At 70.5% G+C, this 21,440-nt stretch carries 22 protein-coding genes; 8 read left to right on the top strand and 14 right to left on the bottom strand.

Going from position 1 to position 21,440, the window contains the following annotated elements; genetic code table 11:
* The first annotated feature begins 22 nt into the window (after window positions 1-22).
* Window positions 23-772: an SDR family oxidoreductase gene (locus FHT26_RS05690; RefSeq protein WP_168559171.1), complete on the top strand. Its 750-nt coding sequence runs from the start codon at window positions 23-25 to the stop codon at window positions 770-772.
* A 45-nt stretch (window positions 773-817) separates the two neighbouring features.
* Here the strand turns inward: FHT26_RS05690 and FHT26_RS05685 are convergent, their stop codons facing one another.
* The 6 genes from FHT26_RS05685 to FHT26_RS05660 all read right to left on the bottom strand — a co-directional run bounded on the left by FHT26_RS05685 (window position 818) and on the right by FHT26_RS05660 (window position 4,625).
* On the bottom strand, window positions 818-1,333 hold the full coding sequence (locus FHT26_RS05685; RefSeq protein ID WP_168559170.1) for a hypothetical protein: 516 nt from the start codon (window positions 1,331-1,333) through the stop codon (window positions 818-820).
* 11 nt (window positions 1,334-1,344) lie between these two features.
* Complete coding sequence (locus FHT26_RS05680; RefSeq protein WP_168559169.1) at window positions 1,345-1,824, bottom strand: hypothetical protein; 480 nt, start codon at window positions 1,822-1,824, stop codon at window positions 1,345-1,347.
* 74 nt (window positions 1,825-1,898) lie between these two features.
* Window positions 1,899-2,156, bottom strand: a complete 258-nt coding sequence (locus FHT26_RS05675) for a DUF378 domain-containing protein (RefSeq protein ID WP_168559168.1) — start codon at window positions 2,154-2,156, stop codon at window positions 1,899-1,901.
* Between the two features lie 82 nt (window positions 2,157-2,238).
* On the bottom strand, window positions 2,239-2,733 hold the full coding sequence (locus FHT26_RS05670; protein WP_210427269.1) for a ZIP family metal transporter: 495 nt from the start codon (window positions 2,731-2,733) through the stop codon (window positions 2,239-2,241).
* A 5-nt stretch (window positions 2,734-2,738) separates the two neighbouring features.
* Complete coding sequence (locus tag FHT26_RS05665; RefSeq protein WP_168559166.1) at window positions 2,739-3,683, bottom strand: manganese catalase family protein; 945 nt, start codon at window positions 3,681-3,683, stop codon at window positions 2,739-2,741.
* 258 nt (window positions 3,684-3,941) lie between these two features.
* The gene (locus FHT26_RS05660) at window positions 3,942-4,625 is read right to left on the bottom strand and encodes a glutathione S-transferase family protein (protein ID WP_168559165.1); all 684 of its coding nucleotides are present in this window, start codon (window positions 4,623-4,625) and stop codon (window positions 3,942-3,944) included.
* Window positions 4,626-4,714: 89 nt separating this feature from the next.
* Between FHT26_RS05660 and FHT26_RS05655 the strand changes: the two genes are divergently transcribed.
* The gene (locus FHT26_RS05655) at window positions 4,715-5,284 is read left to right on the top strand and encodes a cysteine dioxygenase family protein (protein ID WP_168559164.1); all 570 of its coding nucleotides are present in this window, start codon (window positions 4,715-4,717) and stop codon (window positions 5,282-5,284) included.
* 12 nt (window positions 5,285-5,296) lie between these two features.
* Here the strand turns inward: FHT26_RS05655 and FHT26_RS05650 are convergent, their stop codons facing one another.
* The 4 genes from FHT26_RS05650 to FHT26_RS05630 form a co-directional block, all read right to left on the bottom strand.
* On the bottom strand, window positions 5,297-6,382 hold the full coding sequence (locus FHT26_RS05650) for a lactonase family protein (RefSeq protein WP_168559163.1): 1,086 nt from the start codon (window positions 6,380-6,382) through the stop codon (window positions 5,297-5,299).
* A 74-nt stretch (window positions 6,383-6,456) separates the two neighbouring features.
* Window positions 6,457-7,866, bottom strand: a complete 1,410-nt coding sequence (locus FHT26_RS05645; protein ID WP_210427255.1) for a pectate lyase family protein — start codon at window positions 7,864-7,866, stop codon at window positions 6,457-6,459.
* A 165-nt stretch (window positions 7,867-8,031) separates the two neighbouring features.
* The gene (locus FHT26_RS05635; protein ID WP_168559162.1) at window positions 8,032-9,900 is read right to left on the bottom strand and encodes a bifunctional diguanylate cyclase/phosphodiesterase; all 1,869 of its coding nucleotides are present in this window, start codon (window positions 9,898-9,900) and stop codon (window positions 8,032-8,034) included.
* A 54-nt stretch (window positions 9,901-9,954) separates the two neighbouring features.
* Window positions 9,955-10,845 (bottom strand): LysR family transcriptional regulator, encoded by an 891-nt coding sequence (locus FHT26_RS05630; RefSeq protein ID WP_168559161.1) that lies wholly within the window; start codon window positions 10,843-10,845, stop codon window positions 9,955-9,957.
* Window positions 10,846-10,982: 137 nt separating this feature from the next.
* Here FHT26_RS05630 and FHT26_RS05625 point away from each other — a divergent pair, with 137 nt between their 5' ends.
* A complete protein-coding gene (locus tag FHT26_RS05625) occupies window positions 10,983-12,233 on the top strand; it encodes an MFS transporter (RefSeq protein ID WP_168559160.1) in 1,251 nt (416 codons plus the stop codon).
* Here FHT26_RS05625 and FHT26_RS05620 read toward each other — a convergent pair.
* Together FHT26_RS05620 and FHT26_RS05615 are read right to left on the bottom strand one after the other, a co-directional pair.
* Window positions 12,212-13,204, bottom strand: coding sequence for an MBL fold metallo-hydrolase (locus FHT26_RS05620; protein WP_168559159.1), 993 nt, complete (start codon window positions 13,202-13,204; stop codon window positions 12,212-12,214). The genes FHT26_RS05625 and FHT26_RS05620 overlap by 22 nt on opposite strands.
* 119 nt (window positions 13,205-13,323) lie before the next feature.
* Window positions 13,324-13,734: a GlcG/HbpS family heme-binding protein gene (locus tag FHT26_RS05615; protein WP_246867719.1), complete on the bottom strand. Its 411-nt coding sequence runs from the start codon at window positions 13,732-13,734 to the stop codon at window positions 13,324-13,326.
* Between the two features lie 106 nt (window positions 13,735-13,840).
* On the opposite strand from FHT26_RS05615, the gene FHT26_RS05610 reads away from it, so the two are divergent.
* From FHT26_RS05610 to FHT26_RS05595, 4 genes are read left to right on the top strand one after another with little or no spacing between them, the layout of a single operon-like run.
* Entirely contained in the window at window positions 13,841-14,797 is a 957-nt protein-coding gene (locus FHT26_RS05610) for a LysR family transcriptional regulator (protein WP_210427254.1), read from the top strand.
* 57 nt (window positions 14,798-14,854) lie between these two features.
* Window positions 14,855-15,760 (top strand): cysteine synthase CysM, encoded by a 906-nt coding sequence (gene cysM, locus FHT26_RS05605; protein WP_168559156.1) that lies wholly within the window; start codon window positions 14,855-14,857, stop codon window positions 15,758-15,760.
* Between the two features lie 17 nt (window positions 15,761-15,777).
* Entirely contained in the window at window positions 15,778-16,332 is a 555-nt protein-coding gene (locus FHT26_RS05600; protein WP_168559155.1) for an NUDIX domain-containing protein, read from the top strand.
* 11 nt (window positions 16,333-16,343) lie between these two features.
* Window positions 16,344-16,571, top strand: coding sequence for a sulfurtransferase TusA family protein (locus FHT26_RS05595; protein WP_056810873.1), 228 nt, complete (start codon window positions 16,344-16,346; stop codon window positions 16,569-16,571).
* Between the two features lie 79 nt (window positions 16,572-16,650).
* Here the strand turns inward: FHT26_RS05595 and galU are convergent, their stop codons facing one another.
* Window positions 16,651-17,517 (bottom strand): UTP--glucose-1-phosphate uridylyltransferase GalU, encoded by an 867-nt coding sequence (galU, locus tag FHT26_RS05590; RefSeq protein ID WP_168559154.1) that lies wholly within the window; start codon window positions 17,515-17,517, stop codon window positions 16,651-16,653.
* A 100-nt stretch (window positions 17,518-17,617) separates the two neighbouring features.
* Here galU and FHT26_RS05585 point away from each other — a divergent pair, with 100 nt between their 5' ends.
* Complete coding sequence (locus tag FHT26_RS05585; protein WP_168559153.1) at window positions 17,618-18,595, top strand: NAD(P)-dependent oxidoreductase; 978 nt, start codon at window positions 17,618-17,620, stop codon at window positions 18,593-18,595.
* On the opposite strand, the gene FHT26_RS05580 is transcribed toward FHT26_RS05585, so the two are convergent.
* Window positions 18,537-21,377 (bottom strand): valine--tRNA ligase, encoded by a 2,841-nt coding sequence (locus FHT26_RS05580; RefSeq protein ID WP_168559152.1) that lies wholly within the window; start codon window positions 21,375-21,377, stop codon window positions 18,537-18,539. The genes FHT26_RS05585 and FHT26_RS05580 overlap by 59 nt on opposite strands.
* Window positions 21,378-21,440: the final 63 nt, after the last annotated feature.

The raw sequence follows: 21,440 nt of genomic DNA, 5'->3' as shown, positions 1-21,440 counted from the left end.
CATCCACGTTGAAAGACCTCCAATGAAGACCGTCCTGATCACCGGCTGCTCCTCCGGCTTCGGCCTCGAGACCGCACGCCATTTCCTCGAGCGCGACTGGCGGGTGATCGCCACGATGCGCACGCCGCGCGAGGACCTGCTGCCGCCGTCCGCCCGCCTGCGCGTGCTGCAGCTCGACGTCACCAACGCGCAGAGCATCCGCCGCGCAGTGGATGCCGCGGGCCCGATCGACGTGCTGGTCAACAACGCCGGCTTCGGCGCGCCGGCGCCGTTCGAGCTCACCCGCATGGAGACGGTGCGCGAGCTGTTCGAGACCAACACCTTCGGCACGGTCGCGGTCACGCAGGCGGTGTTGCCGCAGATGCGCGAGCGCCGGTCCGGCGTCATCGTGAACGTGACGTCGAGCGCGACGCTGAAGCCGCTGCCGCTGGTGGGCCTCTACCGCGCGGCGAAGGCGGCGGTGAACGCGCTGACCGAATCGCTCGCGAGCGAGGTCGAGCCGTTCGGCGTGCGCGTGCGCATCGTGCTGCCCGGATCGTCCGGCGAGACGCGCTTTCGCGACACCGCCCGGGCCCACCTGCGCGGCCTCGACGACGAGGTCTACGGCGAGTTCATGCGGCAGGCGATCGCCCGCATGCAGGCGTCGACGGGTCCGGGAACGCGTTCGGCGGACGTGGCCGAGGCGGTGTGGCGTGCGGCGACCGATCCGTTCGCGCCGATGCGCATTCCGGCCGGCGCCGACGCGGTGCAGTGGGCCGCCGAAGCCAGCTGATGCCGTCCTTCGGCCGGTCGGGCCGTCGGCCGGCGGCCGGGCCGATCACCGGGCCCGGTGCGCCGGCTGATCGACCCGGATGCCGACGCGGGTGTTCTGCAGTTCGAAGAGGTAGGCGGCGCCGCATGCCCTGCCACGCTCGGTCGAGCGGAGGGCGGCATCGGCGTCGATCGCCTGCATCCGGCGCCGCAGCTCGCGTGCCGTCTGCGTCATCGTCCATGACGACGCGGCAGCGCAGATCTTCGGCACCTCGGCCAGCGAGAGAAGCGAGAGGACGTTCTCGGTGCAGGTGCCGACGGCGATGCGAAGTGCTTCTCGGTGGGCCTCGGTGGTCTTGACGCTCTTGCCGCGGCTCAGCTTCACGGTGAGCGCGATGGCCTGGGTGTCGCAGTCCGCGGTTCGTTGGCCCAGGTCAGCCAGCGCGGACGATTGCCCGCCCAGGTAGTTGTTGACACTGTCGACGCCCTCGGTCCGCAGGCGCTGCTCGAGCAGGGCGACCGGCTCGCCGGACGGCATGGCCGCCGCCGGAAGCATCGCCAGGGCGAGGACGATCGCGCGCATGTCGAATGACGCTAGCGTCTGGCATGAGGGCCGTGCCCGGGTCGGCCGGAGCGAGACCGCTCGGTCGCAGCGTGGGCGCGCTGTGGCCCGAAGGCACGGACCATCGCCTGCAGGCTCGCCCGCTCGACCTCGGGAAGACTCTGCCGCAGCGATGGGTCAGCCAGGACCCCCTGGGCCACCGCGGATTCATCGTGGTTGCGAAGGGCCCCGCGCTTCAGCATCGCGGCATACCGGCCCCAGACCCGCGACCGCACGAACGACAGGCTGAGCACGCCTGTGGCGTGCATCTCTGCGTCGAGTGCGATGACCTGCGACAACGGCCAGGGAGACGAGATCTCCAGGCAGTTGTTCACCGCCATGCGCAGCGCCGATTCGGCCCGGCTCGCGGATTCCTGTTCATGCCGTTCGAGCACGACCATCGGTCGATCGTTCGTGGAGTGGCAGCGCTGATCCAGAAAGCGCGAAGAGAAGAAGCGCAGGAACGCCTTCATCTCGGGGTACCCAGGGTTCGATTTCATCGTGGGTACTCTAACGTTTGGATGGCGACCGAGGCCGCCGTGCCCGCTTACTGCGGCCTGCCCGCCTGCACCGCGCGCACCATGGCGTACAGCGCCGAGCAGCCGACGAGGCCGTGCAGCAGGCGCGACGAGAGCCCGTTGCCGCCGAACGCGGCGCCCACCTCCTCGATGCCGAACACGGCATACAGGCCGAGGTTCAAGCCGCCGATCACCAGCAGCAGGAAGGCCACCCAGTCGAGCAGCGTGATCCGTCGTCCGGTCGACGACGACAACTTGGGTTCGTGCAGCGGATTGACGTACGGCATGGAGCTCTCCTTGGTCGACGCCCGAATCGGGCAATCGACGTTCCGCAGAGGAGGCATCGAGCGCGGCGCAGCGGTCCTGGCGTCAGGCGAGCGCGTTGTCCAGCACCATCATCAGCACGAAGCCGACCACCAGCGCCGCGGTGGCACTGGTCGCGTGGCCCTTCTCGTGCGATCCGGGAATGACCTCATGGCTGCCGGCGATCGTCACCGCGACGGCGCCGAGCACCGATGCGGCCGGCTCGACCAGGCCCGAGGCCGCGCCGAGCTCGTGCGCGGCCGCCAGCGCCGGGACGATCAGCGAGAACGACGTGGCCGCGAGCATCACGCCGGCGCCGAAGCCGGGCAGCGCGTTGCTGCAGCGCTGCGAGATGCGCTGCGACAGCAGCACCGGCAGCGTTCCCGCTGCGATGGCCGCGGCGGCCACCGCGCCGCCCAGCAAGGCCCCGGCGATGCGCGCATCGAGCAGCGTGAACTGGCGCGCCGCTGCGAGCGCCAGCACGCACAGCCCGCCGGCTGCGACGGACGCGCCGACGCAGCGGCGCGTCCACCGCCACACCGGCAGGCGCGCGGCGGGCAGCGAACTCACGGCGCGCTGCGGGCGCTGCCCGACGGGTCGCTGCCATCGGCGCCATCGCTGCCGTCGAGCAGGCTGCCGTCGACCTGCCCACCGAGCCGCGCCAGGTCGACGCCGGTGGCCGGGTTCGACGCCGGGTCCGACGCCGTGCGCAGCGCGAGCTGCGAGACGATGCCGGCCTCGTCGTCGGTCAGCCGCGGTTCCGGCAGGCCGGAGCCGCCGTCGACCGCCGCCGTCGCTTCGCGGTACTCGAACACCGGCTCGTTGTTCCACGGGCCGCGCGTGTCGCCGTCGCCCTGCGACATGTTGAAGTAGACGTTGCTGAACGCCTTCATGCCCGGCAGCTTGCCCGGCGGGAAGCTGGCCGACATCGAGTACAGCGCCTTCTCGAACGATTGCTGGTGCGAGATCTCGCGCGTCATCAGGAAGCCGAGCGCCTCCTTGACGCCGGGGTCGTCGGTCAGGTTGATCAGCCGCTCGTAGACGATCTTCGCGCGCGCTTCGGCCGCGATGTTCGAACGCAGGTCGCAGCTCGGGTCGCCGATGCTGTCGACGTACGCCGCGCTCCACGGCACGCCGGCGGAATTGATGAAGGCCGGCCCGCCGCCGTACAGCACCTGCGTCACGTGCGAATCGTTGCCGGCGCCGTGGATGCTGCGGTACAGCTCGGCCTCGTTGTCCATCGCCTCGGCGAGCTTGCCCTTGGCCCCCTTGTTGAGCATCGCGACGATGGTGCCGATCACCTCCAGGTGGCTCAGCTCCTCGGTGGCGATGTCGATCAGCATGTCGCGGCGGCCGGGGTCGTCTTCGGCCAGGTGCTGAGAGAAGTAGCGGCACGCGGCGGCCAGCTCGCCCTGCGGTCCGCCGAACTGTTCCAGCATCAGGTTGGCCAGGCCGGGGTTCGTCTCGTTGACCCGCACGGTGTACTGGAGGCGCTTGTTGTGGGAGAACATGGAATTCCTTTCAGCCGGCATCGCTGCACGGCACTGCGTTGGGTTGAAGAGGGCGGCGGCTTCGAACGGTGCGCGCCTGACGCCCTTGCGGCATACCGCGTTCCCGACCGTCCCGGCGCTGTGCGAGGCCATGCGATGCAGCCGGCGCCGCGTTGCACGTTGCAGCACGGTTTGCCGATGCGCGGCAGCCGGCGGCACGGCCGACGCCGGACATTCGCGGTACGAGGATTGCCGGCGCCAGTCCGGCAAACCGTTGCCTTACGCCGGGTCGTAGAAGCGCCGGGACAGCCCGTCGCGACCGGGGTAGAACTGGAACCAGGGCCGCGCCGCGTCGACGGTGCGTGCCACCGACGGGTGGTCCATCAGGCGTTGGAAGTAGGCCGACAGCCGCGCATGCTGCGGCAGCAGCGGAACGTAGGTGATCGCGTAGAACAAGGACGGCGCAGCCGCGCAGTCGGCCATGCTGAACGCATCGCCGGCCAGCCAGATCCGGCCGTCGAGCTGGTGGTCGATCAACGCATAGGCGGTCAGCAAGGTGTCGCGGGCCCGCGCCACGGCCTGCGCATCGCGTTCGCCCTCGGCCCGCAGGCGGTCGGCGGTGAAGGCCTGCATCGGCGTCATCACGTAGAGGTCGCAGAGGCGATCCCAGCGGCGCACGTCGAGCGCCTGGTCCGGGTCCTGCGGGACCAGCATGCGGCCGGGGCGCGCATGGTGGCGCTGCAGGTGCTCGATGATGATGCTCGTCTCGGGCACCGGCCGGCCCTGGTCCACCAGCAGCGGCATCTTGCCGAGCGGCCACAGCGCCAGGTGGGCGGCGCGTTCCGCCGGGTCGCCCAGGTTCAGCAGGCGCTTGTCGACCTCGGTCTGCAGCACGTCGATCGCGATCAGCACCTTGTGGCAGCAGGAGGACAGCGGGTGGTAGTAGAGGATCGGCGCGTTCATGGGGCGTCCCGTGGGTTCGTCGTGCGAAAGCGTCGGCCCAACCGGGTGGCGAGTCAAGTGCGGTCCGCCGTTGGCGCGACAATCCGCCGATGACCTCTGCCGCCCTCGACGCCTTCATCGCCGAAGCCACCGCCCGCAGCTGCCGCCAGCCGGACCCGGCCGACTGCGTGCTGGCGCTGGCGCCGCTGATGCTCGACCTGATCGACCACGCCGGCAGCTTCCTGGCGCCGCAGCACTACCGCAGCAGTGCGTCGGGCTATGCGCGCAACCTGATCTACGACGCCCCCGACGCGAGCCTGTCGCTGTATTCGATCGTCTGGCTGCCGGGCCAGTGGACGCCGGTGCACGATCACGGCAGCTGGGGCGTCGTCGGCGTGGTCGAAGGCGTGCTGGAAGAGCGCAGCTACGTGCGGCTGTCGCCCGACCGCGGCGCCGACGACGAGATCGACCTCGCGCGCGGCGGCACCATCCTGCTGCGGCACGGCGCCGTCACCAGCTTCGTGCCGAACCCGGACCACATCCACGTGACCGGCGTGCCGGCGGAGCGTCCCCGCGCCGTCAGCCTGCACCTCTACGGCCGGACGATGAGCGACTTCAACATCTACGACGTGCCGGCCCGCAGCCGTCGGCGCATCCAGGTGGCGCACAACGAGAGCTGACGCGCCGGTCGCTCACGGCAGGTCGACGATCTCGACCCAGTTCGGGTTCTTGCCGACCGGCAGCCGCGTGACCTCGCCGAGTGCGCCGCTTCGGGCGTCGATCGCGTGCACCGACAGCGCATGCGATTCCTGCCCCGCGGCGATCAGGTAGCGGCCGGACGAATCGATCGTGAAGCCGCGCGGGGTCTTCTCGGTGGGCGTGCTGCCCGCGGCTTCCAGCGTGCCGGTCCCGGCATCGACACGGAAGTGCGCGATGGTGCTGGACGTGCGCTCCGAGGCATAGAGCTGCCGGCCGTCGGGGCTGAGGTGCAGGTCGGCGGCCCACGGCTTGCCGGTGAAACCCGGCGGCAGCGTGCTGGTGCGCTGCAGTTCGCGCAGCGTGCCGTGCACGCCGTCCCAAGCGAACACCACCAGCGACGCGTCCACCTCGTTAAGCAGGTACAGGTGCTTCTGCGCCTTGTCCCACACGAAGTGGCGGGCGCCGGATTTCGCGTCCAACTGCACGATCGGCGGATCGTTCGGCGTCAGCTGGCCCTTGGCCGCATCGAAGCGCCACACCGACAGGTGGTCGCCGCCGAGGCTGGTGGCCAGCACGAAGCGGTTGGTCGCATCGGCGTGGATCGCATGCGCGTTCGGCGCGGTCGGGACCAGCTGCTGGATCGCCGTGACCGCGCCGTTGCCGTCGATGCTGTTGACGGTGATCTTGTGCCCCGGGTACGAGGCCGCGAACAGCCACTTGCCGCTGGCATCGACGTCGATGTTGGCCATGCTGTCGGCCAGCGGCGCCTCGCCCAGCTTCTTCAGGCGGCCGCTGGCCGGGTCGACGGCGAAGCTGAGCACGCGAAACGGCTGCGAACGCAGCGCGGCGTACAGGAAGCGCTTGTCGGGGCTGAGCGCCAGCGGCATCACCGTGCCGCCGACTGCCACCGTCTCGACCGGGCTCAGCCGGCCCGACGCGCGGTCGAAGGCCAGCACCGACAGCTCCTGGCTGTCCGCGTTGGACACGTAGACGACCGTGCCGGCCATCGCGGTGGCGGCAGCCAGCAGGCTGCCGGCCACCAGGACCGCGCGCAGCGGGATTGCGAAGGGACGTGTCATGCGTGTCTCCTGCCGCGCCGCGGCTTGTCGTTCTGTCGTCCGTGCCGTCGTCCGCTCTGTCGTCCGCTCTGTCGTCAGTTGCAGCTCAGCACCGCCAGCCCCTTGCCTGCCCCTGCCACCGCAGGCAGCTTCTGCTTCACGCAGGCCGGGTCGTGGGCAGTGTAGGCGTACGGGATGCCGACCGGGAAGCTGCTGGTGCTGACCCAGTCGCTTGCATCGCGCGACGGCGACGACTCGCTGGCCACCCAGGTGATGCCGTAGCGGGCGAAGTCGGCCGGGCTCTTCACGTTGTTGTTGCGCAGGTCCCAGTAGCCGACGGCCGAGCTGTCGCGCGAGGTCACCGGGTTCTGCGCGTTCTCGAACCAGTTGGCCTCGATCAGCGAGAAGCCGCCCATGCGGATGTTGGCGCCCGAGGTGTGCACGCCGCTGTACAGGTTGTTGTAGAGGTGGGTGTACCCGCCGCGCTGCAGCGGCAGCCGCGACTTCACGTTTTCGTAGAAGTTGTGGTGGTAGGTGATGAAGCGGTCGCTGGCGTCGCTGTCGCTCGACCCGATCAGCCCGACCTTCTGGTGGTCGTGGAGGTGGTTGTACGAGTAGGTGATGTGGTGCGCGCCGGCCTTGTTGTCGACCAGGCCGTCGAACTCCATGTCGCCGGCGCCGGCGCATTCCTTGAGGCTGCTGAACAGCGTGTTGTGGTCGACCCAGACGTAGCCGGGGAACTTGCCGCCCTGGCCCTCGATGCCGATCGCGTCGATCGAGCCGGGCAGCAGGCCGATCGTCATGTTGCGGATGATCACGTTGGTGGCGCCGCCCTTGACCGCCAGCCCGAAGTTCGCGGACGAGCCGTCGGCGCCTTCGATCGTGACGTTGCTCTTGTTCTTGACCTCGACGATGGCGCCGGCCGGCTTCGTCCGCTGCGCGCACGAGTCGGCGATCGACGCGAAGTCGAAGCTGCCGGTGTAGCGGATCACCAGGCCGCCGGTGCCGCTGTAGGCATCGATGGCGGCCTGCATCGCGGCGGCCGTGCTCACCGTCACCGCGGTCAGCTTGCCGCCGCCGGTCACGGTGCCGGCGAACCCGGCGGTCAGGCCGCTCGGGGCGGGTGCGGGGGCTGGAGCGGGAGCCGGTGCGGGCGAGGGAGCGGGCGCAGGGGCAGGTGCAGGCGAGGGCGACGGTGCGGGAGCCGGAGCGGGCGCAGGCGTCGCCGCCGGTCCGACCGCGCACTTCTCCTTCTTGTCCGCATTCGGGTTCGCGCCGCCGAAGGTCGCGCTGGTGCAGGCGATGGTGCCCGACAGCGTCTTGACCACCCACTTGTTCTTCACGCCGAACGACACCTGGTGCGCCGTCGAGCCGACTTTGCAGTTCTCGCCTTCGTCCGCGCACTTCGAGAAGCCGGCCGGCCAGTCGACGGCGAAGGCGGGCGTCGCGGCAGCGCAGGCGAGCGCGATGAGGGACAGGCGAAGCGGCTTCATTCCGGTTTTCATGGGGAGCTCTCTCGGGGATTTGAATGGCCCGCAGGCTACCCGGTGAGCTGCGAAAACAAGCCGTGTTCGCATACTCTGAAACACTGCTTGCAACGACGAGACTTGCATGTCGGAGCTCTCGCCGATCCATGACCGGCCGTTGACCGCACGCTCAGGCGCCCTGGTCTACGCGGCCCACAGGCAGACGCGGTGCTTGCCGGACCGCTTGGCGACGTACATCGCCTGGTCGGCACGCCCCATCAGCGTGGCCGAATCGTCGCCGTGCTCCGGCCCGATCGCCACGCCGATGCTCGCGCCCACCGTTGCGGTCTCGCCGCCGGCCAGGTGGATCGGCTGCTCGATCGCGTGCAACACGCGCTGCAGCACCCGCTCGACCTCGCGCGCATCCTGGATGTTGCTGAGGATCAACGCGAACTCGTCGCCGCCGAAACGCGCGACCACGTCGTTGGTGCGGATGCAGACCAGCAGCCGCTTCGCGACCTCGCGCAGCGCCGCGTCGCCGGCGTCGTGCCCGAAGGCGTCGTTGACGGCCTTGAAGCCGTCCAGGTCGAGGTAGCACACGCCGGTCAGCTGGTGGCGCCGCTGCGCGTCGGCCAGGATGTAGAGCAGCCGCTCGGCGAACAGCCGGCGGTTGGGCAGCCCGGTCATCGCATCGTGCAGCGCCAGGTGCTGCGCATGCGCCTCGCTGTCCTTCAGCGCGGTGATGTCGGTCAGCGACCACAGCGATTCGTTGGCCGACACCGCCGCGCCGCTCAGCTCGATCCAGATCGCGTGGCCCTGCTTGTGGCGCATGCGCAGCTGCGTGCTGAAGCGGCCGCCGGTCGCGAGGATCGGGTAGGCCACTTTGCCGATCTCGTCGAAGGTCTCGTCGTCGAGGTACAGCGTGCGCACCGGCGCGCCGACCAGTTCGTGCGGCTCGTAGCCGAAGATCCGGTCCAGCGCGCGGTTCTTCCACAGCGAGGTGCGGTTCTTCAGCTTCAGCATGCCGACGACCTCGTTGTCGAGCATCACGCTCTGTTCCTGCGCCAGCCGCGCGATCTCGGCGCGTGCGGTCACCTGGCGCCGCTGCTGCGCGAACAGCAGCGCCGAGAAGCCGGCGATCGTCGCGATCGCGACCGCCAGCAGCGCCGCCATCTGCGCCGCCTCGCGCCGCCAGCCGGCGAGGAAGTCGCTGGTGCCGAGCCCGACGAACACCCGCAGCGTGCAGCCGGGCACGCGCTGGTACGCGGTGTAGCGCTCGATGCCGTCGAGCGCCGTCGGGGTCAGGTAGGAGCCGCGCTCCGGGTCGCCCGCGAGGTGGCGGGTCATCTCGTCGGAGATGGTCGAGGTGCCGATGTTCTTCTCCTGCGCGCCGTCGATCACCGAGTAGCGCGTGATCAGCCGCAATCCACCCGAGCGGAGCGCGACGGCGCCGGCGCTGCCCAGTGCGATGCGCCTGAACCGGTCGAGGAAGTGGTCGCTCGACAGGTTGGTGTACACCACGCCGGCGAACGAACCGTCGGCATGCTGCAGTCGCCGCGCCACCGCGACGCCCCACTTGCGGACGATGCGGCCCTGGATCGGCTCCGACACCACCATGCCCTCGTGCGCCTTCGCATCGTGGAAGTAGGCGCGGTCGGCGATGCTGGTCGTCGCGCCGCCGGCGTCGAGGCCGAAGCGCACGCTGCCGGTCTCGTCGGCAATGCGGATCGCATCGACCTGCGGCAGCAGCGAGCGCTGCTCGGCGAGGCTGCGCTCGATCTGGGCGCGGCCGTCGGGCTGCGTCGCGTCGACCGCATGAACGCGCATCGCGACCGTCGCCAACGCGTTGTCGAGCTGCTTGAGTTCGGCGCCGAGTTCGATCGCCAGGCCGTTCGCCAGGTTCTCGACCGATTCGCGGGCGCGCACTTCCTCGGAGGCGCGGCCGGCCTGCAGGGCCACGCCGGCCGCGAGCAGCAGCACCGCGATGATCGCGACGTTGCCCGCCACCAGCGCGAGCGCCAGGCGGCGAAGCGGCAATGCGGCGGAGCGGGCGAAGAGCGAGTCGTCGGTCATGGGTCGGCTGGGGCGCATCGTAAGGCACGGCGCCCGGTTCACGTCCTCATGTCCTCAGGGGTTGCAGGCTGCGCGCACCAGCTCGCGCAGCCAGCGGTGGGCCGGGTCGGCGTCGAGCCGCGGGTGCCACAGCAGGGCGACCGCGAAGCCGGGCGTGGCCACCGGCAGCGCGAAGCTGTGCAGGCCGGTGCGCAGCGCGGCGGTGTGCCGCTCGGGCACGCAGGCGACCAGGTCGCAGGCGCGGGCCAGCGCGAGCGCGGTCGCGAAGCTGTCGACGACTGCGCCGACCTCGCGCTGCAGCCCGAGCGCGCGCAAGGCCTCGTCGACCGGTCCCTGCTCGCGGCCGCGGCGCGACACGACGACGTGCCGGGCAGCCGCGTAGCGCGCCGGCGTGACCTCGCCCTCGCCGAGCGGATGCCCGTGCCGCACGACACCGATGTGGCGGTCGCGGAACAGCGACTGCGCGCGCAGCTCCGGGCCGGTCTCCGGCCCGACGACGCCGGTCTCGAGGTCGACCGAGCCGTCGCGCAGCGGCGTGCTGTCCTTGTCCGGCTTCTGCACGAAGCGCAGCCGCACGCCGGGCGCCTCGCTGGCGATGCGCGCCAGCAGCGCCGGGGCGAAGCTTTCGGCAAAGCCCTCGCGGGTGCGCAGCGTGAAGCTGCGCGCCAGCCGGGCGAGATCGAGCGTATCCGCCGGGCGCAGCACCGCCTGCGCGTCCTGCACGAGCACGGCGACGCGCTCGCGCAGTTCGAGCGCGCGCGGCGTGGGCACGAGATCGCGGCCGGCGCGCACCAGCAGCGGGTCGCCGGTGGTGTCGCGCAGCCGCGCCAGTGCCCGGCTCATCGCCGACGGGCTGAGCTGCAGCCGCCGGGCGGCGCGCGCGACGCTGCCTTCGGCCAGCAAGGCGTCGAGGGTCAGCAGCAGGTTCAGATCGGGTGTGGCCATGCGCCCACCATAGCCGACGAAGGGGCATGCGTCGCGTGCACGGACTCAGTGCAGGCGGCGCGCCTTCCGCCGGACGGCGCCGGCCCCTACGCTTGCAGGCATCGAGCCGCCCCGCGGCGCCACGACCCGGAGCCCCCATGAAAACCACCGTCGCACTGCCCCACGGCCCGGCCCGCTGGGCCCTCGTCAGCCTGTCGCTGTCGATGCTGCTGGCCTCGCTGGGCATCAGCATCGCCACCGTCGGCCTGCCGGCGATGGCGCAGGCCTTCGACGTGTCGTTCGAGCGGGTGCGGTGGATCGTGCTCGCGTACCTGATCGCCAACACGGCGCTGCTCGTCGTCGTCGGGCGGCTCGGCGACCGCGTCGGCGCGCGCCGCCTGCTGCTGGCAGGCATCGGCGTCGTCACGGTGGCCTCGGCGCTGTGCGGCCTCGCGCCCGGCTTCCGGCTGCTGCTGGCGGCTCGCGTGATGCAGGGGCTGGGCGCGGCGATCCTGGTGGTGCTGGCGCTGGCGCTGGTCGGCGACGCGGTGCCGAAGGCGCGTGCCGGCATGGCGATGGGCGTGCTCGGCACGATGTCCGCGGTCGGCACCGCGCTCGGACCGTCGCTCGGCGGTTTGCTGATCGCGGGGTTCGGCTGGCGCGCGATCTTCCTGGCGCAGGTGCCGCTGGGGGTGGGGGCGTGGCTGCTGGCACGCCGTCACCTGCCGGCGCAACCGACGGCGGCGCGGACGGCGCCGGCATGGATCTCCTCGGCGATGTGGCGCGATCCCGCGCTGCGGGCCGGCCTCGCGATGAGTGCGCTGGTGTCGACGGTGATGATGACGACGCTGGTGGTCGGGCCCTTCCACCTGGCGCGGGCGCTCGGGCTCGATGCCGCGGCGGTCGGGCTGGCGATGTCGGTCGGCCCGGCGGTCGCGGCGCTGGCCGGCGTGCCGGCCGGCCGTCTGGTCGACCGCTTCGACGCATCGCGCATGACGCTCGCCGGGTTGGTCGGGATGGTGCTCGGGGCGCTGGCGTTGTCGCTGCTGCCGCTGTCGCTCGGCGTCGTCGGCTACATCGCTGCACTGGCGGTCGTCACCGCCGGCTATGCGCTGTTCCAGGCGGCCAACAACACCGCGGTGATGGCGGCCGCCGGGGCGTCGGGCCGACGCGGCATGGTCTCCGGGCTGCTGAACCTGTCGCGCAACCTCGGCTTCATCGCCGGGGCCGCGGCGATGGGCGCGTTGTTCGCCCATGCGAGCGCGGCGGTGGATGTCGCGCTGGCCCCGGCGCACGCCGTCGCCCGCGGCATGCACGCCACGTTCGCGGTGGCCACCGCCCTGCTCGGCGTCGCGATCGCCATCGCCGCGGCAGGCCGCGCGAGGCGCTACTTCAGCTGGGTGGTGTAGTCCACCGGCAGCCAGCGGTACGCGCTGCCGGCCTGGCGCAGGCGGCCGAGGCCGGGGAAGGGCAGGTGGGCCGCGCCGATCAGCAGGTTCTCTTTCGCCGCCTGCGCGAACACCGTGCGGCGCGTGGCGGCGGCGGCGGGCTCGTCGCTGTCGTATGCGATCGTGACCCGCGGGTCCTCGAGCTGCACCGCGCCGACGTGGACCAGGTCGCCGATCAGCAGCATCCGCTGCCCCTGGCTCTCCACCGCATAGACGGTGTGCCCGGCACTGTGGCCGCGCGCCGCGATGGCGCGGATGCCGGGCAGCAACTCGGCGCCCGCCGCGAAGGGCTTCAGCCGGCCGGCCTCGGCATACGGGTTCAGCGACGCCATCGCGCCCTGGAAGAAGCCCTTGCCCTGCGCCGGCGCGGCGTCCATCCGCGCGGTCGACAGCCAGTACTGCGCGTCGGCGTCGTCGAGGCGCACCGTGGCGTTCGCGAACGCGACGCCGCCCGGGCCCATCAAGCCGCCGACGTGGTCCGGATGGGGGTGGGTGAGCAGCACCTCGTCGACCTGCTCCGGCTGGTAGCCGGCGGCGCGCAGGCTGGCGTCGAGCTTGCCGAGCGTCGGGCCGAACAGCGCACCGGCGCCGGTGTCGATCAGCACCAGCCTGTCGCCGGTGTTGACCAGGAAGCCGATGACCGAGGTCTCGACCGGGTCGGTCAGGTGCGCGGCCGCGAGCTTCGCCGCGACGCTGCCGGCCGGGGCGTGCAGCAGCGTGGCGGCCGGCACGTCGACCGTGCCGTCGCTCAGCGCGGTCACCTCGAAGGCGCCGAGCATCATGCGGTAGAAGCCGGGCGCCTGGGTCTTGACCATCGGCGCGGCGGCCACCGCGGCCGACGGCATCACGGCGGCACCGAGTGCGGCCAGCGCGAGCGCGGTGGAAGCGAGCACGCCGGCGGTGGCGCGCAGGGAGAACGGGGAGGAAGACATGGGAGGCACTCTTTCGGTCGAGGAATGAGGGAGGGGAACGCCGCGGTGGGCGAAAGTGTTCACTGGAGTACCTTCGTGCTGCGCACTCCGGCATTCGCCCTGGGGGCGGCCCGGCGGGCTCATGCCGACGCGGCGAGGCCCAGCGCAGCCAACGCCCGCTCGGCCACCTGGTGGTCCTGCTCGGCGTCGCCGCCGGAAACGCCGATGCCGCCGACCAGCTGCGCGCCGTCGAAGATCGGGCAGCCGCCGCCGACCGCGACGAAGCGCGGCCGGTGCGCCAGCTGCGCCGCCATCGGGCGCTGCAGGATCGCGGTCCATTGGCGCGTCGAGACGCCGTACGACGTGGCCGTCCAGGCCTTGTCGACCGCGATCGTTGCCGTCAGGAAGCGGGCGCCGTCGTCGCGCTCGAAGGCCTTCAGTTCGCCGGTCGCGTCGGTGACCGCGATGGTCACCTCGATGCCGAGCGAACGGGCGGCGGCCCGGGCGTGGCCGACCAGCGCGGCGGCGGCCTCGCGGGTGATCGAGGCCATCGGGCGGGTGTGGGGTGAAGAAATCGCCGAAGAAGTCATGGGGCAGTGCTCCGTTGAAGGGTGGCCCATGATTCAATCGAAGTCTCCATCACGCAAATCGATTGAAATGATCGGCACTATCAGAGAGCGCGATTTTCGGGGCGTCGACCTCAACCTGCTGGTGACGCTGCTGGTGCTGCTGCGCGAGCGCAGCGTGTCGAAGGCGGCAGGGTGCCTGCACCTCGGGCAGCCGGCGGTCAGCGGGGCATTGGCGCGCCTGCGCGAGCTGTTCCACGACGAGCTGCTGGTGCGCGGCAAGGGCGGCATGCAGCCGACGCAGCGCGGGCTCGAGCTGCAGGCGGCGCTCGCGCCGGCGCTGGCCGAAGTGCAGGCCGTGGTGTCCGATGCGCCGGCCTTCGATCCGGCGCGCAGCGACCGCAGCTTCGTGGTCGGCCTGCCGGACTGGATCGACACCTGGCTGCTGCCCGGTCTGCTCGCACGGCTGGCGGTGGAGGCACCGCAGGCGCGCCTCGCCATCGTCGCGACCGATCGCTTCCGCGTCGCCGACATGCTGCTGCAGGAACAGCTCGACCTCGCGATCGGCGCCTTTCCGGCCGGCCCGGCCTGGCAGCGCAGCCGGCCGCTCGCGACGGTGCCGTACTGCTGCGTCGCGCGGCCCGGCGTGATCGGCGCGCGGGGCCGGCTGACGCTGAAGCAGTTCGTCGCGCTGCCGCACCTGATGGTGACCTACCGCGGCGCCTTCCACGGCACGGTGGACGACGCGCTCGATGCGCTCGGGCTGAAGCGCCGCGTCGTCTGCACCAGCCCGCGTTTCTCGTCGCTGCCGCGGGTGCTGCAGCAGGTGCCGGCGATCGCGACCGTGCCGCAGGTGCTGGCCGCCGGCTGGCAACGAGACTTCGGGCTGGTGCGCGCGCCGGTGCCGCTGCCGCTGCCGGCGAGCCCGGTGGCCATCGTCCACCATGCGAGCCGCGACAAGGACCCGGCGCTGCGCTGGCTGTGCGGGGTGATCGAAGCGCTGGTGGCCGAAGACGGCGCGCACGCCCCCGGCCGGCGCGGCGGCTGAAGCCCTCGCGCGCGCCGCGCCATGCACTCCCCTGCGACAATCGTGCGAGGAGACCCCATGACGCCGTACAAGACCCTCGAAGACGTGATCGGACAGACGCCGCTGGTGCGGCTGCAGCGCCTGCCGGGTGCCGACAACGACCGGCGCGGCAACGTGATCCTCGCCAAGCTCGAAGGCAACAATCCGGCCGGCTCGGTGAAGGACCGGCCCGCCATCAGCATGATCCGTCGCGCCGAAGAACGCGGCGACATCCGCCCCGGCGACACGCTGATCGAGGCCACCTCGGGCAACACCGGCATCGCGCTCGCGATGGCCGCCGCGATCCGCGGCTACCGCATGCTGCTGATCATGCCGGAGGACCTGAGCATCGAGCGGGCGCAGACGATGAAGGCCTTCGGCGCCGAGCTGATCCTGACGCCGCGCAGCGGCGGCATGGAATACGCCCGCGACCTGGCCGAGCAGATGCAGCGCGACGGCAAGGGCCGGGTGCTCGACCAGTTCGCGAATGCCGACAACCCGCGCATCCACTACGAGACCACCGGCCCCGAGATCTGGGCCGACACCGGCGGACACATCACGCACTTCGTCAGCGCGATGGGCACCACCGGCACCATCACCGGCACCTCGCGCTTCCTGAAGGAGAAGAACCCGGCGGTGCGCATCATCGGCGCGCAGCCGGCCGAAGGCTCGCGCATTCCCGGCATCCGCAAGTGGCCCGAGGCCTACCTGCCGAAGATCTACGACCCGCGCTGCATCGACGAGACGGTGAACGTCGGCCAGGATGCGGCCGAAGAGATGGCCCGCCGGCTGGCACGCGAAGAGGGCCTGTTCGGCGGCATCTCGGCGGCCGGCGCCTGCTGGGTGGCGCTCGAGACCGCGAAACGGGTCGAGAACGCGACCATCGTGTTCGTCGTCTGCGACCGCGGCGACCGCTACCTCTCCACCGGCGTCTTCCCCGCCTGAACCGACCGAGCGCGCCCATGACCCACGAGACCCGCTTCTGCACGAACTGCGCGACCGGCCTGCAGCCGGTGACGCTCGATGAAGACGGCGGCCCGAAGACGCGGCTGCGCTGCCCGGCCTGCGGCTGGACGCACTGGAACAACCCGACGCCGGTGCTGGCCGCGGTGATCGAGCTGGCCGACCGCGACGGGCAGCTGCTGCTGGCCCGCAATGCCGCGTGGCCGGGCCGGTACTTCGGGCTGATCACCGGCTTCATGGAAGCGGGCGAGACGCCGCAGGAGGGCATCGCCCGCGAGGTGATGGAAGAAACCTCGCTGACCGTCGACCGACTGCAGATCATCGGCGCCTACGATTTCCAGCGGATGAACCAGGTGATCATCGCGTACCACGCGGTGGCCCGCGGCGAGATCCGCCTGTCGCCCGAGCTCGTCGAGTACAAGCTCTTCGCGCCCGAGGCAGTGCAATGCTGGCCGGCCGGTACCGGCTATGCGCTGGCCGACTGGCTGACCGCGCGCGGCATCACGCCGCAATGGCGCGAGCTGATGCCGCGGCCGGTCGTCGACCCGAACTGAAAGGACACGCGATGGATGTGCAGAAAGAAGTCGACGCCCGCGGCATGAACTGCCCGCTGCCGATCCTGAAGGCGAAGAAGGCGCTGGCCGACATGAACAGCGGCGAGCTGCTGAAGGTGATCGCGACCGACCCGGGGTCGATGCGCGATTTCCAGGCCTTTGCGCGGCAGACCGGCAACGAGCTGGTGCAGCAGCAGGCGGTGAACGAGGAATTCATCCACCTGCTGCGGCGGAGATGACCACCCCTCGGCCCCCGCCAGTCGCGTCCCGCGACTGGCGGGGGCCGGCTTGGGGCGGCCCGGCGCTCGGCCCGCGGCTCTAGAACTCCAGGTTCTTGAGGTATCTGCGGAAATCCGCCCCCAGCACCGGATGCGCCAGCGCCAGCTCCACGTTGGCCTCCAGGAAGCCTTCCTTGCTGCCGCAGTCGTAGCGCCGGCCTTCGTAGCGGTACGCGAACACCTTCTCGCGGCGCAGCAGCCCGGCGATGCCGTCGGTCAGCTGGATCTCGCCGCCGACGCCGCGCTGCTGGTTCGCGATCTCGGTGAACACGCCCGGCGTCAGGATGTAGCGCCCGGCCACGCCGAGCCGCGACGGCGCTTCTTCCGGCGCCGGCTTCTCGACGATGCGGGTGATGTCGATCAGCCGGTCGTTGACTGCTCGGCCGTCGACGATGCCGTAGCGCTTCGTCTGCTCCGGCGGCACTTCCTGCACCGCCAGCATCGACACCCGCCATTCGGCGAACTGCTCGACCATCTGCTGCAGCACCGGCGTCTGGCCGACCATCAGGTCGTCGGCCAGCAGCACCGCGAACGGCTCGTTGCCGATCAGCCGCTGCCCGCACAGCACCGCATGGCCCAGACCCAGTGCCTGCGGCTGGCGCACGTAGACGCACTCCATGTCGTCCGGCTTCACGCTGTGCACGACATCCAGTAACTCTTGCTTACCCGCCTGTTCGAGGGCTACCTCCAACTCGAAGGTCATGTCAAAGTGATCTTCGATGGGGCGCTTGTGCCGGCCGGTCACGAAGATCATTTCGCGCACGCCGGCCGCATAGGCCTCTTCGACCGCGTATTGGATCAGGGGCTTGTCGACCACCGGCAGCATTTCCTTCGGTTGGGCTTTGGTCGCGGGAAGAAAGCGCGTGCCGAGGCCCGCCACCGGAAAGATCGCCTTGTTGACAAACATTTAGTTACAATTCCCTGTGTGAATTAATCGACGAAAAACCATTGTGTCATGGGCTTCCGGAAGGGCTTGTGACACTCGGGCAGAAGCCTCTCGAAGCCGCATGGACTTGCTGATCATCGAACCGCTGGAAGCAGAAGTCATGCAGTGGCTCGATGCGCGCTATTCGCTGCGGCATGCGCCGGAGCTGGCGCGCGACACCCGGGCCTTCCGCCAGGCGCTGTACAACGTGCGGGCGCTGATCCTGCCGCCCACCGTGGCGCTCGATGCGCAGGCGCTGCACTACGCGCCGGTGCTGCGCGCGGTCGGCCGGGTCAGTGCCGGCGCCGAGAACATCGACCTCGACGCCTGTGCGCGCGCCGGCATCGAGGTGGTGCGCAGCCAGACCGCCACCGCGCAGGCCGAGGCCGAGTTCATGATCGGCGCCTTGCTGTCATTGCTGCGCCGCGTGCCGGTGGTCGGCTCCGACGGCATGCTGGTCGGCCGCGAACTGGGGGCGTGCACGGTCGGGCTGATCGGCATGCCGCCGGCCGCGAAGGCGATGGCGCAGATGCTGAGCGGCTTCGGCTCCAAGCTCGTCGGCTACGACCCGTCGCTGCATGCGAGCGACAGCGTCTGGAACCGCTGGCATGTCGCGCCGCTGGGCTTGCGCGAGCTGCTGGAGCAGTCCGATGCGGTGTGCGTGCAGCTGAACTACTTCAGTCGCTACCACGGCCTGCTCGGCGAGCGCTTCCTGCCGTTCTGCAAGCCGAACCAGGTGATCGTCAGCATCGCGCACTCGGGCCTGTTCGACGAGAAGACGCTGGCCGACGTGCTGACCAGCGGCCGCGTCTCGGCCGTCTGGCTCGACAGCCTGGAGCCGGGCGCCACCGAACCGGGCCGCCCGCTGAGCGGCATGGACACGCTGCAGGTCACGCCGCGCGTGGCGAGCACCACGCGCGAATCGCGGCTGCGAAGTTCGTGGGCGGTGGCCCGGCGGATCGACGAGCTGCTCGCGATCACGCCCGGCGCACCGCGCGAGTTCAGGACGACGGACCCAGGCGTGCCGCTTGATGTCGAACCCGATCCAGCTCTGCCGTGAAGTCGGCGACGCGCTGCTTCTCCTGGTCGACCACCGCCTGGGGCGCTCGCGCGACGAAGCTCTCGCTGGACAGCTTGCCCTGGGCCTTCGCGATCTCGGCTGACAGGCGCTTGTCTTCCTTGGCCAGGCGCTCGCGCTCGGCGGCGACGTCGATCTCGACGTGCAGCGCGAGCCGCGACTCGCCCTGCACCGCCACCGGCAGCTGGCCGGTCGCCGCGTGGAACGCGGCTTCATCGTCGAACACCTGCACGGTTTCCAGCTTCGCGAGCGACTGCAGCAGCGGCGCGGCCTCGCGCAGGTAGTCGCTGCCGCCGCAGGCGTACAGCGGCACGCGCTTCGTCAGCTGCATCTCGCTGCGCAGGTTGCGCACCGCGCCGACCATGCCCTTCAGCCGCGCCACCCAGGCATCGGCCTGCGGGTCGACGCGTTCGAGCTGTGCCTTCGGGTAGGGCGCCGTCACGATGCCCTGGTCCGATCCCGCCGGCTTGCGGCCGGCGATCGGCGCGACGGCCTCCCACAGCTCGGCGGTGATGAACGGCATGATCGGGTGCATCAGCCGCAGCACGGTTTCCAGCGTGCGGATCAGCGTGCGACGCGTCGCGCGCTTGACGGCGTCGTCGCCGTTCTGCATCTGCGCCTTCGCGATCTCGATGTACCAGTCGCAGTACTCGTCCCAGACGAACTGGTAGATCGCATTGGCCACGTTGTCGATGCGGTAGTCGTCGAAGCCCTGCCCGACCGCCGCTTCCACGCGCTGCAGCTCGCCGGTGATCCAGCGGTCGGCCTGCGAGAAGCTCAGGTAGCCGGCGAATTCGCCGCCCGGCGCGCACTGCGCCTTCGTGTGCTCGGCAAGGCCGCAGTCCTGGCCCTCGCAGTTCATCAGCACGAACTTGGTCGCGTTCCAGAGCTTGTTGCAGAAGTTGCGGTACCCCTCGCAGCGCTTGGTGTCGAAGTTGATGTTGCGACCCAGGCTGGCGTACGACGCCATCGTGAAGCGCAGCGCATCGGCGCCATAGGCCGGCATGCCGTCGGGGAACTCCTTCTTCACGCGCGCCGCCACCTTGGGTGCGGTCTCGGGCTTGCGCAGGCCGACGGTCGACTTCTGCACCAGCGTGTCGAGGTCGCGGCCTTCGATCAGGTCGACCGGGTCGAGCACGTTCCCTTCGGACTTGCTCATCTTCTTGCCTTCGCTGTCGCGCACCATGCCGTGGATGTAGACGGTGCGGAACGGCACGCGGCCGGTGAAGTGCGTGGTCATCATGATCATGCGCGCCACCCAGAAGAAGATGATCTCGTAGCCGGTCACCAGCACGCTGGACGGCAGGAAGAGATCCATCTCCTTCGTCTTCTCGGGCCAGCCGAGCGTCGAGAACGGCACCAGCGCCGACGAGTACCAGGTGTCGAGCACGTCCTCGTCGCGGCGCAGTTCGCCGGTGTAGCCGGCGGCCTCGGCCTTGGCGCGCGCGCCGGCCTCGCTGCGGGCGACGAAGATCTCGCCGCCGCTGCCGTACCACGCCGGGATCTGGTGGCCCCACCACAGCTGGCGCGAGATGCACCAGTCCTGGATGTTCTTCATCCACTGGTCGTAGGTGTTGACCCAGTTCTCGGGCACGAACCTGACCTCGCCCGACGCCACCGCATCGACCGCCTTCTGCGCGATCGACTTGCCGTCGGGACCCGGCTTGCTGACGGCGACGAACCACTGGTCGGTCAGCATCGGCTCGACGATCGCGCCGGTGCGGGCGCAGCGCGGCACCATCAGCTTGTGCTTCTTGACCTCGACCAGCAGGCCGAGCGCTTCCAGGTCGGCGACGACCTGCTTGCGGGCGACGAAGCGGTCGAGGCCGCGGTACTTCGCCGGCGCGTTGTCGTTGACCTTCGCATCGAGGTCGAGCACGCCGATCATCGGCAGCTGGTGGCGCAGCCCGACCGCGTAGTCGTTCACGTCATGGGCCGGCGTGACCTTCACGACGCCGGTGCCGAACTCGCGGTCGACGTAGTCGTCGGCGATCACCGGGATCGTGCGGTCGCACAGCGGCAGCGCGACCTGCCGGCCGATCAGCGCCTGGTAGCGCGCGTCGTCGGGGTGCACCATCACCGCGGTGTCGCCGAGCATGGTTTCGGGGCGGGTGGTGGCGACGACCAGGTCGCCGCTGCCGTCTGCCAACGGATACCGGATGTGCCACAGCGAGCCTTCTTCCTCCTCGCTCTCGACCTCCAGGTCGGACACGGCCGACTTCAGCACCGGGTCCCAGCTCACCAGTCGCTTGCCGCGGTAGATCAGGCCCTGCTCGAACAGCTGCACGAAGGTGTCGGTGACGATCGGCGAGAGCTTCTCGTCCATCGTGAAGTACTCGTGCTGCCAGGCCACCGAGGCGCCCATGCGGCGCATCTGCTGCGTGATCGTCGAGCCCGACTGCTCCTTCCATTCCCACACGCGGGCGACGAAGTTCTTGCGGCCGAGTTCGTGGCGGTTCTTGCCCTGCTGCTCCAGCTGTCGTTCGACGACGATCTGCGTCGCGATGCCGGCATGGTCGGTGCCCGGTACCCACAGCGTGTTGTCGCCCTTCATGCGGTGCCAGCGGGTCAACGAGTCCATGATGGTCTGGTTGAACGCGTGCCCCATGTGCAGCGTGCCGGTGACGTTGGGCGGCGGCAGCTGGATGCTGAACGACGGCTTGCCGGTATCCAGCGTGGGTTCGTAGACGCCGGCCTGCTCCCACAGCGGCGCCCAGCGGGCTTCGATGGCGGCAGGTTCGAACGATTTGGCGAGCTCGGTCATGGTGGGGTCGGGTCGTGTCGGATCGGCAGGCAGGCAGGGCCGGGGGAAGGCGGAATTGTAGGC

This window comes from Rhizobacter sp. SG703 (genome assembly GCF_012275445.1).
Lineage (GTDB): Bacteria > Pseudomonadota > Gammaproteobacteria > Burkholderiales > Burkholderiaceae_C > Rhizobacter.
The sequence above is the reverse complement of the archived record's forward strand: the minus strand, read 5'-3'. Positions and strand labels throughout refer to the sequence as shown.